The 13867-nt window shown below is 47.9% G+C and carries 13 protein-coding genes and 1 pseudogene; 6 read left to right on the top strand and 8 right to left on the bottom strand.

Annotated elements, in window-relative coordinates:
* The first annotated feature begins 209 nt into the window (after positions 1–209).
* The 5 genes from ACMXD4_RS00115 to ACMXD4_RS00095 all read left to right on the top strand — a co-directional run bounded on the left by ACMXD4_RS00115 (position 210) and on the right by ACMXD4_RS00095 (position 3632).
* Positions 210–713, top strand: a complete 504-nt coding sequence (locus ACMXD4_RS00115; RefSeq protein WP_415879499.1) for a protein tyrosine phosphatase family protein — start codon at positions 210–212, stop codon at positions 711–713.
* Positions 700–1161 (top strand): methyltransferase family protein, encoded by a 462-nt coding sequence (locus ACMXD4_RS00110; RefSeq protein ID WP_415879498.1) that lies wholly within the window; start codon positions 700–702, stop codon positions 1159–1161. The genes ACMXD4_RS00115 and ACMXD4_RS00110 overlap by 14 nt, the downstream gene beginning before the upstream one ends.
* 141 nt (positions 1162–1302) lie before the next feature.
* On the top strand, positions 1303–1707 hold the full coding sequence (locus ACMXD4_RS00105; protein WP_415879497.1) for a hypothetical protein: 405 nt from the start codon (positions 1303–1305) through the stop codon (positions 1705–1707).
* A 190-nt stretch (positions 1708–1897) separates the two neighbouring features.
* Positions 1898–3034, top strand: a complete 1137-nt coding sequence (locus tag ACMXD4_RS00100; protein ID WP_415879496.1) for a DJ-1/PfpI family protein — start codon at positions 1898–1900, stop codon at positions 3032–3034.
* A 160-nt stretch (positions 3035–3194) separates the two neighbouring features.
* On the top strand, positions 3195–3632 hold the full coding sequence (locus tag ACMXD4_RS00095) for a GNAT family N-acetyltransferase (protein WP_415879495.1): 438 nt from the start codon (positions 3195–3197) through the stop codon (positions 3630–3632).
* Between the two features lie 756 nt (positions 3633–4388).
* On the opposite strand, the gene ACMXD4_RS00090 is transcribed toward ACMXD4_RS00095, so the two are convergent.
* From ACMXD4_RS00090 to ACMXD4_RS00055, 8 genes and pseudogenes are all read right to left on the bottom strand, one after another.
* The gene (locus ACMXD4_RS00090) at positions 4389–5756 is read right to left on the bottom strand and encodes a MerR family transcriptional regulator (RefSeq protein ID WP_415880859.1); all 1368 of its coding nucleotides are present in this window, start codon (positions 5754–5756) and stop codon (positions 4389–4391) included.
* Positions 5757–5813: 57 nt separating this feature from the next.
* Positions 5814–6245, bottom strand: a pseudogene (locus tag ACMXD4_RS00085) (TniQ family protein); the annotation flags it as partial.
* Positions 6217–7608, bottom strand: a complete 1392-nt coding sequence (locus ACMXD4_RS00080; protein WP_415879494.1) for a TniQ family protein — start codon at positions 7606–7608, stop codon at positions 6217–6219. The gene ACMXD4_RS00080 and the pseudogene ACMXD4_RS00085, both read right to left, overlap by 29 nt.
* The gene (locus ACMXD4_RS00075) at positions 7602–8573 is read right to left on the bottom strand and encodes a TniB family NTP-binding protein (protein WP_415879493.1); all 972 of its coding nucleotides are present in this window, start codon (positions 8571–8573) and stop codon (positions 7602–7604) included. The genes ACMXD4_RS00080 and ACMXD4_RS00075 overlap by 7 nt, the downstream gene beginning before the upstream one ends.
* Positions 8570–10570 carry a Mu transposase C-terminal domain-containing protein gene (locus ACMXD4_RS00070; RefSeq protein ID WP_415879492.1) on the bottom strand — a complete coding sequence of 667 codons (2001 nt, stop codon included), beginning with the start codon at positions 10568–10570 and terminating at the stop codon, positions 8570–8572. The genes ACMXD4_RS00075 and ACMXD4_RS00070 overlap by 4 nt, the downstream gene beginning before the upstream one ends.
* The gene (locus ACMXD4_RS00065) at positions 10533–11255 is read right to left on the bottom strand and encodes a TnsA endonuclease N-terminal domain-containing protein (RefSeq protein ID WP_415879491.1); all 723 of its coding nucleotides are present in this window, start codon (positions 11253–11255) and stop codon (positions 10533–10535) included. The genes ACMXD4_RS00070 and ACMXD4_RS00065 overlap by 38 nt, the downstream gene beginning before the upstream one ends.
* Positions 11256–11501: 246 nt before the next feature.
* Positions 11502–11924, bottom strand: coding sequence for a helix-turn-helix domain-containing protein (locus ACMXD4_RS00060; protein ID WP_415879490.1), 423 nt, complete (start codon positions 11922–11924; stop codon positions 11502–11504).
* 269 nt (positions 11925–12193) lie between these two features.
* Positions 12194–13198, bottom strand: coding sequence for a hypothetical protein (locus ACMXD4_RS00055; protein ID WP_415879489.1), 1005 nt, complete (start codon positions 13196–13198; stop codon positions 12194–12196).
* Positions 13199–13474: 276 nt separating this feature from the next.
* Between ACMXD4_RS00055 and ACMXD4_RS00050 the strand changes: the two genes are divergently transcribed.
* Positions 13475–13714, top strand: coding sequence for a helix-turn-helix domain-containing protein (locus ACMXD4_RS00050; protein ID WP_415879488.1), 240 nt, complete (start codon positions 13475–13477; stop codon positions 13712–13714).
* Positions 13715–13867 lie beyond the last annotated feature (153 nt).

The raw sequence follows: 13867 nt of genomic DNA, 5'->3' as shown, positions 1-13867 counted from the left end.
AGGCTCCGCATCGACTCGACTTGAAAGGAAACGTCCCATGAATAACGCCAATGAAATTCTCTGTCATTGCCTCCCCTGTCCATGTTCGGACTGTAGCGGCGGCTGCCAAAAAAACCTAGAGAAATATATTTTTGCCTGTGGCTCGCTAGTCGGGTACGCAAGTGCCTGAACTAGACCGATTAGCTGATATGAGTCCCAAGATACCATTCATGGATGCTGAAAACATTCATCAAGTATTCGACTGGCTCTGGACTTCCGGCCAATTATCCGAGAAGGACATTGCAAGTCTGACGGAGTTTGGAATAGAAGCTGTGATCAATTTGGCTTCCCCAACATCATCAAATGCGCTATCCGGTGAGGCTGAATTGGTTACACGGCAAGGAATTGCCTATATTCATATTCCTGTAGCATGGGACCAACCTGAGCTTCATCGGCTAACGCAGTTCTTCGGCATGCTCAAGGCCTTCGAGGACCGCAATGTTTGGGTGCATTGTGCAAAAAACATGCGGGTATCGGTTTTTATCTACCTCTATCGGAGATTATGTCTGCTGGAGAGTGAGAAAGCTTCAGTCCATCCGATGCAGGAGATTTGGGTGCCCAATAAGACATGGCAAACATTCATTCGTAATGCTTTGAGTATGCACTCTAACCCTGCGTTAAAGCGCCCCTTAATTTTACATCAGCTGGAATCTTCATCTCATGAACACTCTTGAACTCAGAATTCCACCCGTCGCTTTGTCACTTTTCATTGCAGGCGCAATGTGGCTTGCATCAGTGCAGTTTCCGGTTATGTCCCTCGCTATTCCCGGACGTCTTATCATATCCATTGCATTGTGCGGTATTGGTATCGTCTTCGCTGTTGCAGGCGTCATTGCATTTCGTGCTGCCAAGACAACGGTTAACCCAACGCGACCGGGTGCCGCGTCTACCTTGGTTAGCTCGGGCATCTATCGTTTCAGTCGGAATCCTATGTATGTCGGCTTCTTATTTACGCTAAGTAGCTGGGCATTCTTTCTTGCACATGTCCTGGGATTTATCCTCTTGCCGGCGTTTGTGATCTATATGAATCGCTTCCAAATTTCACCCGAGGAAAGAGCGCTGTCTTCAAAGTTCGGCAAACATTTCGACACCTACACACAGTCGGTTCGGAGATGGCTATAAGACATGACTCGGCGGTCAACATGTTGCGCTACGTGCCTCTTGGCACACTGCCGAGAGCGTCATCCGGGAGACATATATCCTTTCGTTACAGCGGACCTTCGACGGCCGCTAAATTCAAACACTAGATAGCAGGAGCCAAAAATGGAGTATCTAGCAGGTATTGTCATCGCCTTAGTTGTTTCGTTGTTCGCGACACTTGTCGGCTTCGACAAAGAACGTAGCTTTTACCCGGCCGTGTTGGTAGTGATTGCGTCCTACTATGGTTTATTTGCGGTTATGGGCGGCTCGCTTCAGGCTGTCCTTAGCGAGTCAGTCGTTATGGCCGTATTTTTAGTTGCCACCGTTCTTGGCTTCAAACGCAATTTGTGGGTTGTCGTTGCTGCATTAGCCATCCATGGCCTATTTGATTTCTTTCATGGCCATTTCATTTTCAATCCAGGCGTCCCTAGTTGGTGGCCAATGTTTTGCCTGACCTACGATGTAGTGGCAGCCATATATCTCGCCTATCTTTTGCGGCATTCAAGAGTCGTTGCCAATGCGCGTTGACAGGGCGCTCAAAAGGACCCGTCAGTTGGGCGGGTATGCTTCCGTGTACATTCGAGGCGCGCCATAAGGCGCCAATGGGGCACAAATAGCCGCGTAGATTCAGGTGCTGGCGTTGTCGATAACGCCCACCCGCATTTTAACGAGCGATTTTGTTTTTCGCTGTACGCCAATCAATGCTTGAGGAAAATAAATGAAGTGTTCCGCTTTGATAAAAATTACCAGTTTCGCGATAGTGCTGTTTGCAGCGTCAACGTACTACACACGATCATGTCTGGGCGCAGAATACACACACGCGAACATCGCTGAACTGACGAAGAACTCGCTGACCCTTCCGGCGCCGAAAGACCGGCGTTTGCGTCCATTGATCGTCATACTTGCCGACAATGCCGGCACAGAAACCACTGATTTTGTAATTCCTTACGGAGTCTTGAAGGAATCCGACGCAGCCGATGTGGTGACGGTTTCGACTGAGCCGGGCACGGTTGAGTTGATGCCTGCGCTGCGGATACGCGCGGATATGACGATAGTGCAATTCGACGAATCAACCCCGGCCGGAGCCGACATTCTAATTGTTCCCGCCATGGATAGAGCGGAAAATCCGGTACTGCTCGACTGGGTGCGAGCCCAGGCCGAAAAGGGCGCGACAGTGGTGTCGATTTGTGAGGGCGCACGAGTTATCGCGCATGCAGGACTACTCGAAGGCAAAGCGGCGACCACACACTGGTCCGGTTTGGAGGAAATGACTGAAGCATTTCCTGGTACGACATGGGTGCATAACCAACGCTTCGTTATTGATAAACAGGTGATGACGACCACTGGTATCAGCGCTTCGCTGCCGGCATCGTTGGCGCTGGTCGAAGCGATTGCCGGTCGGCATGCTGCCGAGCTTACTGCACAACGGCTGGGCCTGAGCACTTGGGAAATCGATCACGATACGTCTGCGTTCACTCTAACCGCAGACCGCATCTTACTTGCAGTCGGCAATTGGCTCGCCGTGTGGAGACACGAGGTTGTCGAAATGCCAGTTGACGGTGGTTTCGATGAAATTCCCGTGGCACTCATGGCGGATGCCTGGTCCAGAACCTTTCGTTCCGAAGCATTGGCGACGAATGTAAGCGGTGCGGTGCGTTCCCGCCACGGCCTGCTCATGGAAACCGAGGCACGCTCCGAGCCGGGTCGATATGTCCTGCCCGTTTATGTGGGCACTCCTGCGAGCGCACTGGATGCGGCACTTGAGGGTGTCGCCGAACGCTATGGTGCGCCGACTGCGGATTTTGTGGCCTTGCAATTCGAATATACCCGACGCCATCACAGTACCTCATTTTAAACAACGGATAAAAGCGATAGAAAAACTAATAGCCCAATACATCAACTGGAAACTTTTCGAAGCCGTTTGATACCTTACAGTTCACAAATTTATTGTGGCGAAGTAGGTTTCGTGATAGCAGTACGGTTGCCAACTTAATAACTTATTTCACATCAAATCTATGCAAATTCTATATCGCGAATATGACAAAACCGATACGACACCAATAACGTATTTGATGAGCGAATTAGGATATTCAGTTAATGAAGAAGAGTTGAAATTCAATATTCAAGAAATTCAAAATATGGGTGGTACTGTTTTTGTCGCAGAATCTAACGGTCGAGTCCTAGGATGTATTTGCACCTTAATTGATGCCCGATTAGCTGAAGGTGTTTACGGAGAACTGGTAAGCCTTATAGTCGCAGAAAAATTCAGAGGAACTGGAGTCGGAAAAGGTCTAGTTGAAGTTGGAGAACAATGGATTGGGAAGCGTGCGACAAGAATTCGTGTGAGAGCGAACGAAATCCGTTCTGATACTCATGCCTTCTATAAATACCTAGGTTACAGAGAATCAAAGACACAGAAAATATTTATAAAAAATGTGTACCTACCCAGTTAACTTGGACTCGCTGAAGCTCGCCGGTTTAATTACTGCTCTTTTAGAATGCAATGCCATAATGCGTTATAAGTAATTGATATTAAATGTTTTTTATTTTATCAAAAGTGACATTGCTTATTTTAAAGGCAGCTTACTGTGTTGTAGTCGCCATACGCTGAAATCGTTGAACGCCTCAAAGTGGCCGCTTGGTTGAGGTCGCCGACGTCAGCTTGGTAGTCCTGCAGCTCTCGGAATCTGTATTTGCCTGACTAGCCGGTTTGGAGAATCTCGATAGACCGAAATGGGGCGGTCTCAGCCTAACGTGCGTTAATATTATACTGTTGGTAGGGTTTATGCTCGCTAGAATTGCTGGGGTTGGATCAGAATGCTTGGCTGGTTTGATGAGCTGAAACAACCTGCATAAAGCCCTAACGAGCCATGACTCACTATGACATAATTCCTGTAATTGATAGTGCTGGTTCCTAATGTACGCACGGGAGCCTTTTCAAGCTTGCAAAACGAATCTTATCCGCTTGTTTTCAGGCTCTTTGACGGCATAATGCGACAATCGGCGTACATTAGGAACCTCAAGTACACAAAAGGATGTCGAAGTCTTGCCAGCTTTTAAACAATATCGGCATCAAATCTTTCCAGGCGCTTGCAACAAACGTTTCTAACATCTTTGCTGTTCCGATTAATGAAAAGTCATCAACGCCTGTCAACACACGCTTTCAATAGGCGTTTTTCCACGGCTTTCGCTGTGTTCGTATAGAAATTTCATGTTTCTAAATCGGTTCGCCGATAAAAATACTGCCGGCTACCGTCAATCGTTGGCCCGGAAACCGGCTGAACTTTTAGTGATTGCAATACTGCACGAGGCTGCCGATGTAACGAACGGGCGTAATCAGCCAAAGAGATGTAGTTTTCGCTAAAAACCTTGAGGGCAGCCGGCGAAATTCGACAACTTGACCCGTTATCCTGCGTTGCTGCCAATAGCCCCACCTTCACCAACTCATAGGCCACCTGTTGCTTGAGTCCAAGCCTGTTGGCCGCCTCGTCAACCGACAGACTTCCACAGGCGGCATCACGCAGTTCGGTCACCCAATGGCGAAATTGGCGTTCGTCGAATACCAGTTTTCCGAGGGGCGCGCGCTTGGCTTGAAGCCCGACTGGTATGAGTTGATTCGATAACAGTGCTTGTACCAAAGCTTTGAATTCACCCTGCCGCAGACGCCAATGTTTAAGCACTTTTTGAAAAGTGACGGTAGCTGGTAACGGATTCATTTCGAGTCCCGAAAAATACAACCGCTCAAGTTGTCGCTCGGAAATCAGCCAAGCAGCCGCATTGCCCTGTGTTCTCGAAACCAAGGGCTCTATGATGTGTTCCGCTAGTAATTCTCTGACCCGGCGCTCGGGTATTGCTAGCCGGTGCGCGACCTCCTTCAGTGTGCAACCCGCCTTGGCTAATGCCAAATGCTTAAGCTGTTGTCCATCAATCGATCGGACGGTACGGCCGGAAGGTAAATCGACTTGATTTACCGAAATTTGCTCGGCCTGGATCAGATGCCGAAACACCGATGGTGTCACACCGGATTGTTTCGCAGCGTGTTTCCAAGTCAATCTTGGATGATTGGCAACTGTTTCCGGCTTAAATGCCCGATGACGTCTACACATCACGCCCGACCAACGCTCACACAAGTATTGTTCGAATGCATCACGAAGAAATTGAAAACAATCATCGGGCAAATCGGTGTAAAGCACACGGTAAAGAGAACCGAAGGTCTTTCGAATACTGAGTTGCTCATTGCTCTGGCTCTGCAACACCGATAACAAGCGATGAAAAGGCTTAGGCCAGTCCTCCAATAGTTGAGCCGTTTGCGTCACCATCTGGAAGGCTTTATCCGCCCTATATAAATTCGCAATCTTTCCGGGCTTAGCTGGTTGAAAGTGCACGGTGAACTGCCCTAGGTAGGTAATCAGTCGAATCCATTCCGCAAGCTCCAAGGGCGGCAAAGCGGCGTAGGCTGATATTTGGGTTAGCGAATCCTCCAATGCTTGACTTATTCGTAACACCGAGCCATAGACTTTTTCAGTAGTTCGGGTGGTAGACAATGATGCGCCGCAACGACATTGCGCAAAATTCACGCTCGCCAAACTTTGCACACTGCCGCAGTTCGGACATTGATCCATCAAACGAATGCGATGACGGGCACAAACACTTACGACTTTAATAGTCCATAAACCGCGCAGATGGGGCGATTCTCGCAGGCAGATCGGACACCACCGCAGCAGGGTAGCATTGAAATCAGCTACGCATAGGCCGCTGGGCAACACGTTTGTTTGCAAAAAACGCGGGTAAGGCCCAAACAAGCAATGGGTTTCGATAAGCGTCAGGTTCAATGCTTCACTTAGTGCATCGAAGCTGCTAAATGCCGTTCTTATCGGTGCCAACGTTTCATAACCATTAGCCCAGGCGACCCGCATTAAATAACCCCAACTCGCTTCACCGGAGATTGGCCTGGGCCTAACGGGTAATTTAGAACAGTAGATGGACCCCTTGGGTTTCCGATTGGCGGATTTGTATTCGGAATATTGATTAAGAGTACTAGTCGATTCCACTAACACGGTCCGCATCCTTAATCAGGTCATGAAAGAACAGGCGTTCGGCGTAGGTTAGGCTAGATAAATACTCAGCCAACACATCTAAAATTCTGTCAGCGTCCACTTTACGTTGCAGTACAGCCGGAATATGCCAGCGCTTGACTAACTTAAAATAACTTTCGAACTGTCTGTCGGTTCGAGCGGCGCTAAGCAAACTATTCAGCAGATCGAAAATACTATCTGACCCTGATTTCGTTATCGACAGTGAATGAGTGGTATCGAATTGATATTCGGGCTCAAGCACGGCCAATTGCTTGGCTAAGCCGTGCCACCACCTAGCCAGTTCCGAAAGATAAGCCGTTCGTTGAGGCGTCAGAACCCCTGGATGAAAATACACGTTATCCAGATAATGAATGTCCACATGGTATTCCCGTAACTGGATTTCTGCATCCAGGATGAAAGAACAGACCAGTGGATTCGACTGAAAGGGCCCCATGGCCGTGATCATTAATGCCACTGGCCCCAATACATGTTGATGAACAAGCAGGGTGTTATCCGGACAAAAATTCCAACGGGTTAAAGCTCGACGAAATCGCTTTTCTCTAGTGGCTTGATTCGCCGTCGCAAACCTCATTATCCAGCCGTCGGGTTCATTACGACGGGCGGGTTGAACGTTGTAAGGCCAGGTTTCATAGGTGAAATAGGACTTACGGCGAGTCAGTTCGCGGTGAAATGCCTTGACCGCTCGCAATAACCCGTAGACATCTTGCAAAGAATATTGATCGACAGAAAGTAGCCTCGGCAGTGTGAAACTGCCTTCTTCGGAATAAGGCGCCTCCACATCGGTGGCCTGAACAATCATCGTCGCTAGCGTAATTTGCCAGGCGGCCGCGGCTAAACGTTGACCAACTGCGAATTTAGCCCCGCACCGGCAAATCCAGCCTGGCCGAGTATTAGACCAACTCACCGATCGGTTACAGCTTGAACAACGGCTTAACAATAGACAATGATGATAGGGACATGCTTCTACTTGCGGTAGCATCCAGAATTCGGCAAAAAATCCTAGCTCCTCTAAACAGTTAGGGCAATACCGAATGGGGCTGAAAGGTGTCCGCTTGCCGGTTGGCTTGTATCCTGTTAACAACGTCAGATCCAACTCTTGATAACCGGTTAACCAGCCAGCCCGACGCTGCCCAAGTCCAAGTCCAAGTAACTGCAGAATGATTTGGAAAGCGGCATCTGGTTTATTACCGAAGTAAAAATCACGAAGTGCTTGTCTTAAGCTTAGCGGTACTTCGTGGCCGTTTTCGTAATAAAACCGATAGACATAGCTGACCAAGCTTTCACCAGCAAGCCTGGTCGGTCGTACCGGAAAATCCCTATACGGAATTAACATTTCGCAGGCCTCTTACTACGCGGCGTAGAAACGGAACCGCGTTCGAATGGTTCGTTATTGCGGTCAAGGCGGCGAAATTCAAACGCCGAATTGAAAGGATTAAGCTTACCGATTCCCTCCCACCATATTTCATGGGTAAAAACCAGCTCTAACAAGCCCGGCGAGATGTCATTGATGTCCGTATCCAATGCACGTCTCAAGGCAGCAGCCAACAGCTTCTTGATATAAGACACTCGGCCATCGCTGGCATAATAGAGCCTCATGCCAAGTTCTTCCCATGTATAGGGAGCGCAGGTCAGCGGGATGGGTAAACACGAACCCAACGAACGGAAAAGTTGCAGGCATTCGCCATGGATAGAGGTTTCGTCACTTTGCCCCAAAGCCAGTCGCATTCGACGAGAGAAGCGCCGGCGTAATTGCTCATTCACTTGGAGCAAGCCTTCCAGGCGTGGTATTCCCAGAAACACCGTCGGTATACCGGCTTGATCGATCAATGATTTCAACCAGTCACCTACCATATACTGCGTGGCGGCTTGACCACGATCATGGATATGCTGGGCCTCGTCGAACAAGATCATTTCTACCCGGCAGGCACGGATTAGGGTTATTACTCGGGACGTTTTCATCGAGATCGTGCCGGTTGACGAAGCAGGATCACCCAATTTATCCAAGATCACCGCCGCCATACTAGCAATCGTGGCGGCAGCTGGGACCGATATTATCAGTACCGGGGTGACATCCCGATCCGGCATAACCAATTTGGGATATTGATGTGCCAACCACCGACAGAGGCTGGTTTTGCCGGTACCCGATTCACCCAGTACCAGTAAATGCTGCGCAATGCCTGTCTCTCGGAAAAGTGTCAGGTTGGCCTTGATGGCTTCAATGGCTGCGACAAAAGGTGGGAACGGAATATATTCTTCATCGAAACGGCGTAACTCAGTAAAATTTTGTTTACCTGTCATTCCTGCTCTCCATTATCGCGTTTCAATTGGAACGAAGTGATGATTTCTAAGCTTTTATCATCTTGCTCTTGTTGACTCATCGGCGATTTTGGTGATTTATCCGGCTTCGATGTCTTGGGAGATGTGGTTTCGGTTTGAGTCTCCGAACCGTTGGGTTTGTTACTGGTAATACCGCGCAAAGCCCCACTACGACGCCGGGCTTTGAGCTTACGGCTGTTCATTAACTCTTCAATGGCCAGCGACAGGTCATACCGGGCACGTTCAAGGGCTGCTTTATCAACCACAGCCGCACCTTGTTCTCGCAGCCTTTCACGAATGAACGCATTCTGTTTTACAGTGAGTCCACGAGCAAAGTCGTAGTCGAGTGCCTTTACCGTCACCGGCTCGACATCATTGGGTCCCCAGACCTGAATTTCGCCCAAGTCTTCCGGGTCGTAAACCAACCGAACTTTCACCCCCTCTCCAAATCCCCGCAGGATAGGACTAAGCTCATCCCCGCTATAACGGATGCCATGTAAGACAATGCCATCTCTGCGTAATGAACGTTCTTTCACTAAGCCAATCCGGCGCTGTAAAGTACGCAGATCATCGGGTAATATCGGCTCATAATGCGCAACGCTTTCCTGCCAGCGCGCCCAAGGCGTAGTACCGATTCCGCGATGCAGTTCTTGCGCGTAAACGTCCAATACCCATTTTTCGAAAATTTGTTTAAATTCTCCCAAGGTCATAAGAGCTGCTTTCAGGGGATCATAATCACCACGCAGATAAAATTTAGCGTAACTGGTACCGGGCAACTGATGAGCAAAGAAGTAATTGATCGTTTTCAAATAACGCTCAACCACCCCTTTAAAACGAGGCGCATGCTTGGGACAATATTGAATGCGAATCCCCAAATCGTAAGCGACACTTTCCAGGTCATTACTATGGAACTCCAAACCATTGTCGACCACCATAACCTCCCATAATCCGTAGCATGACCAGAGATTTACTGTCTTTATAGTTGGCAGCACTGCGGCAGCCGGCGTTTTGGGCAGGATAGCATGCCGAAGCGCCCCCATGACAGCCGCTGTCGAAGGGCTATCGAAACTCAAATAGTAACCAAGCAACATCCGGCTATAGTGGTCGATAAACACGGTTAACGTGGGCCTTCCAAGAGGTAACCAAGTCCTTTCGTCGATTAGAAATAGGTCGAGAGGCGTATGGTCGACTTCAACACGCTCAAAGATACGAGTGGTTTTTACACCCGATTTGTTGATCTTAAATCGTCGATCTGCAGACGCCTTACCTTCCTTTAAGACGACAAGCTCGTACGCCTCTATACGCCCAACCAAGCGGTATAGAGTGCGCAACGACGGCGGTTTGATCTGCTCACCACCTATTGTCCGCTGATTTTCAATTTCGATTTTGCCAACTAGACGCATATAAACATTACGACAGGTCGCTTGTGGTGAGGCTTTAAATGCCTCCTCTAGCGCTTCAGTTAATAGCTGGAGAACACGATCACCTTGTCGGATTTGCTTGGGACCACGAAGGTCGGTCCTTGGAATAATAGCGCATGGATCACCCATTAATTGTGAGCGCCGATACCAGCGATAGAGGGTAGTGACGCTAGGAGGGTTTGTATCGCCTATTACCGTAGCCGCCGTCTCAATCAACGGCTGCAAATATTCCGGTGTAAAAACAGGAACACCATGAGCGAAAATGCTATCTAGATATTGCTTACGGCGCTTAACGGCATTTCTAACACATTCCGATAGTTCATTAAGTGGCCGCGAAAATGTAGGGACTAGCGATGTAGCCGAAGAAGTCTCTGATGATTTTGTCGAAATTTTACCGTCACCGTACTCTGTGAGTAGCTGTTCACGGCTGACTACCGAGAAATGGCCGTCACACATGCGTTCCAAAAGCACATCGCCGTTGGGTGGAACTCGGTCAATCCGATATCCGGTGCCGTTCCAATCAAAAACCTTGTTCTTCTGCAATGAAAAACCAACCATTGTCTGCCTCCGTATTCAATTCAACTAGGGTTTCTTGAGAAATGGGCTGATCCAAGGAACAGCGCAGATGGCCTGCCAATAACAGGCTGTAGAGATCAACGCTCCCGGTCTTAAGCACCGTGGTTGCGGCAACAAGCGATAGAGGAAGGCGATGGCGGAACTTATGGATGACAATCGTCATGGCGTCGGGTGAAGGGGGAATTCGGCGACACTGATGATATATCCAGCGTAAATTGGATAACCGTGGCTCTTGCCGAAGCTCCTTATCGGTCAAAACTATAAAGGCGATCTCAGACCGTCGCATATACTCGGCGATGCAATCGAGCTTATGCTGAACTTCTTGATGTTGGATACTGCTAACAGGCTTAATCTCGACCAGCATGATTTCCCCGGTTGAGAACACCAACTCGAAATCCGGGGTATATCGGCGCAGCTTGGCGCCGTCGGGATAGTGAAGGGTTATGGGTTGTTCACGGTATCGGACAATGTTGGGGGATGACTCGAACAAATAAATAGCATCAAGTTCAAGTAATCCCTCATGGTGGACCATCCGCCCGTTCTTGCGGCTGGGAAATTTACCGCGAACAATGCCGCCAGATGGGGTGATGACATTTCGAGTTCGTTTATGAACGTCGCCGTCAGGCTGACGACCACGCCAAACCCCCTGCCAAAGATTTTTTGACATGATTACTCTCCTGCAATGCGGCTACAATAGGCAAAACACTGCCGACCATAGCCACTGCTATAGTTGAATAGTGCTGCTTTCAGGCGCAACAACGCCTGCGCCGGGTAGTTAAACTCGACGTTACGCAGACACTGGTGATTAGAGTGGGCTTGACGCTGGTGGAAAGTTTGACGATACTGAAGATGCAAATCGGGGTATCGTTAGATGCTCCACCCAGCGGGGCAAGCCGCAAGGTTTGTCCCGTTTTTACATTTGAGCCTCCATTTTTTTGCGTCGATGCAATCGATAACCCGACTCGACGTAATTATTGCCGTACGATTCCTTGAGTTTGAGAACTTGGCGAATCAACTGTATTTCCGCTGGGGTTAGATCAGATACACGATCACGTAGCTCTTGGAGCATCCAAAACACGTCCTGTGGCATATCGCTATCAATCACCAACTTTCGATTTGACGCTTCTACTGCTTTAAGCAGCCGTTCGCGTTCTTCTCCTTTCAAGTCCAACGCGGTAATCAGCTTTTCAACAAACTCGGGCGTTGGCGGGCCTTTTTTTCCAATTTCGAGTGCAGAGATGTAAGTTTGCTCATACCCGATTAGATCGGACAATTCAGTTTGGCGAATACCTCGCTGCATTCGAATCGTGTGTAGAAGACAAGCAAATGGATTCATGGTTGGCTAAAATCAATAACGAACTTAAGATAATTCTGAGCTTAGCCATATTGGAGACTAAAGTAAATAGACTTTTAAAATCAAAAAGTTATTGTAAACAAAAATCAGTTTACGGCCTGTTGTTTTGTAAGGAAAAATCTTCAATACTGCTTGTTTACCAAAAATAATCGCTCTGAAAATATGTGAAACATAACGGCCAGCCAATACCTTTGTAGGAAACGGAAATCTGGGTTGAAACTATCGCCGACATGCACTTTGCTCCAATTTTTTTATGGCGAATTTGGTTGTGGTCGATCAATCTTATCCAAAGCCAGACTGAAACCATCATCCCCACATTTCAGAAAATCATCGTATAAAACATAACTGACCATACTGCGTGGAAGTTCATGATTCCTGTGGAAAGATGTTACGACCCATTTTTCAGCACGGGCTCGATCAACCCAACGCTGGCATGCGCCTATCATGTAGTTTGAGGCATGCTGTACAGTACAAGACGTTCTGACCAAGAAATCCGCAGCGGCTTGAGCGCCGGCATAGATAATCCGATAACATTGAGCTACGGAGTGGTCTTGCAGAAGATTATTCAACATCAATGTCGTACTTCGCTGTGCTGATGCCGGTAAGCCCCGTTTTTTGACACAATAATCGTAAAATTCCTGACACTCTGCAAAAGCCAGAGATAACTTCATTTTGGGAAGCTGATTAATCCACTGGCTTGGCCACTCCATGGTCCGCGCACAATGTTCAATTTGGTGGACCAACTCGATAAGAGCATCACTAGGGATATTCCAGATAATGGGAAATTGCAACGCCGATAGCTCTTCATCCCCGAGCATATCAAAAACATAATGGCTTGCCGGACTAAGGCAAAGTATGTTCGCCTTACCTAGATTTTCAATTCGTGCTTTGGCATAACAGCCTCTAGGAACAAACGGCGCGGATATCAAACTAGATACGAACATTCTTTGTTTATTGCCACCAACAAAATCATCGCAACGGATAAGAGCTAACAAAACGATAGCTTGTTCTAAAGTCAGATTAGCAGGTTTGATTTCCTGGCTTGTTGTGCTCTGAATTCCGAAAAATCGATTGTCCGAAGGAATAGATGAAAATCGGCCATTATTGACCTTTCGACGATCACGGCAATAGTCGCATTTACAGCGCAAAGTGGTTTCATGCTGGCATTGGGAACAGTGCGAATTTTTTTTAATTCGCTCGGATTTGCACGCCTTGCCGCACGGTGAGACATCATAACTGCTGCACAATTTGGACATGTTACTGATGAATGGATAACCGGTGGGAACAATTTGTAAAGTTGAGGTGGCTGACAGTCGATAACAAATTCACTCAATAAATCGGCAATCCTGGCTCCTGTGTAGTACCGGGTAATCAGGTTATCTATCTGACTGTCTGAAAGATGAGCTAACTTGGGGTGGATTGATATATTCGACATTGGACTTCAAAAGCAAAACACCAAATATAAGCCTGCTGAGCACAATTGTCACTCATAGAGCGTGGCCTCATAGAATACCGATTAGTAGCATCATGAAATGCCTACTTATTCTGAGCTTACGCCTGAACCTCTCGTCTTATTTGGACAACGTCTTGTTCAACTTAGGAAGTTGCGCGGCTGGTCTCAAGAGCAACTGGCACTGGAGTGCGGCATGGCACGAAGCTATTTAGGCGGAGTAGAGCGCGGGAAAAGAAATATTGCCTTGCTTAATATCTGTAAGTTGGCGGATGCGTTATCGGTGTCGCCAGCAGAGATGCTGAAGTTTCCAGGCGATTAAGTAAAAATATTTAATTCTAATAGACTCATTATTGCCTATTTGAATTGATAGATCAGGTATCCCAATTTCTAAATTGCACCCCAAATTGCTATTGTAAGTGGTGCTATTTAGCTTACTGTTTTTTAGAACGTAATGTCATAATGCTTTGAATTT

This window comes from Methylomonas sp. TEB, from assembly GCF_047777895.1.
Lineage (GTDB): Bacteria > Pseudomonadota > Gammaproteobacteria > Methylococcales > Methylomonadaceae > Methylomonas.
Note: the sequence above shows the minus strand (reverse complement) of the source record. Positions and strands in the feature narration are given on the sequence as shown.

Bases quoted from the DNA above. Each gene is read 5' to 3' on its own strand.
- ACMXD4_RS00100 (WP_415879496.1), top strand. From the start codon at position 1,898: ATGAAGTGTTCCGCTTTGATAAAAATTACCAGTTTCGCGATAGTGCTG.
- ACMXD4_RS00095 (WP_415879495.1), top strand. From the start codon at position 3,195: ATGCAAATTCTATATCGCGAATATGACAAAACCGATACGACACCAATA.
- ACMXD4_RS00065 (WP_415879491.1), bottom strand. From the start codon at position 11,255: ATGTCAAAAAATCTTTGGCAGGGGGTTTGGCGTGGTCGTCAGCCTGAC.
- ACMXD4_RS00055 (WP_415879489.1), bottom strand. From the start codon at position 13,198: ATGTCCAAATTGTGCAGCAGTTATGATGTCTCACCGTGCGGCAAGGCG.
- ACMXD4_RS00075 (WP_415879493.1), bottom strand. From the start codon at position 8,573: ATGACAGGTAAACAAAATTTTACTGAGTTACGCCGTTTCGATGAAGAA.
- ACMXD4_RS00105 (WP_415879497.1), top strand. From the start codon at position 1,303: ATGGAGTATCTAGCAGGTATTGTCATCGCCTTAGTTGTTTCGTTGTTC.
- ACMXD4_RS00050 (WP_415879488.1), top strand. From the start codon at position 13,475: ATGCCTACTTATTCTGAGCTTACGCCTGAACCTCTCGTCTTATTTGGA.
- ACMXD4_RS00110 (WP_415879498.1), top strand. From the start codon at position 700: ATGAACACTCTTGAACTCAGAATTCCACCCGTCGCTTTGTCACTTTTC.
- ACMXD4_RS00080 (WP_415879494.1), bottom strand. From the start codon at position 7,608: ATGTTAATTCCGTATAGGGATTTTCCGGTACGACCGACCAGGCTTGCT.
- ACMXD4_RS00115 (WP_415879499.1), top strand. From the start codon at position 210: ATGGATGCTGAAAACATTCATCAAGTATTCGACTGGCTCTGGACTTCC.
- ACMXD4_RS00070 (WP_415879492.1), bottom strand. From the start codon at position 10,570: ATGGTTGGTTTTTCATTGCAGAAGAACAAGGTTTTTGATTGGAACGGC.
- ACMXD4_RS00060 (WP_415879490.1), bottom strand. From the start codon at position 11,924: ATGAATCCATTTGCTTGTCTTCTACACACGATTCGAATGCAGCGAGGT.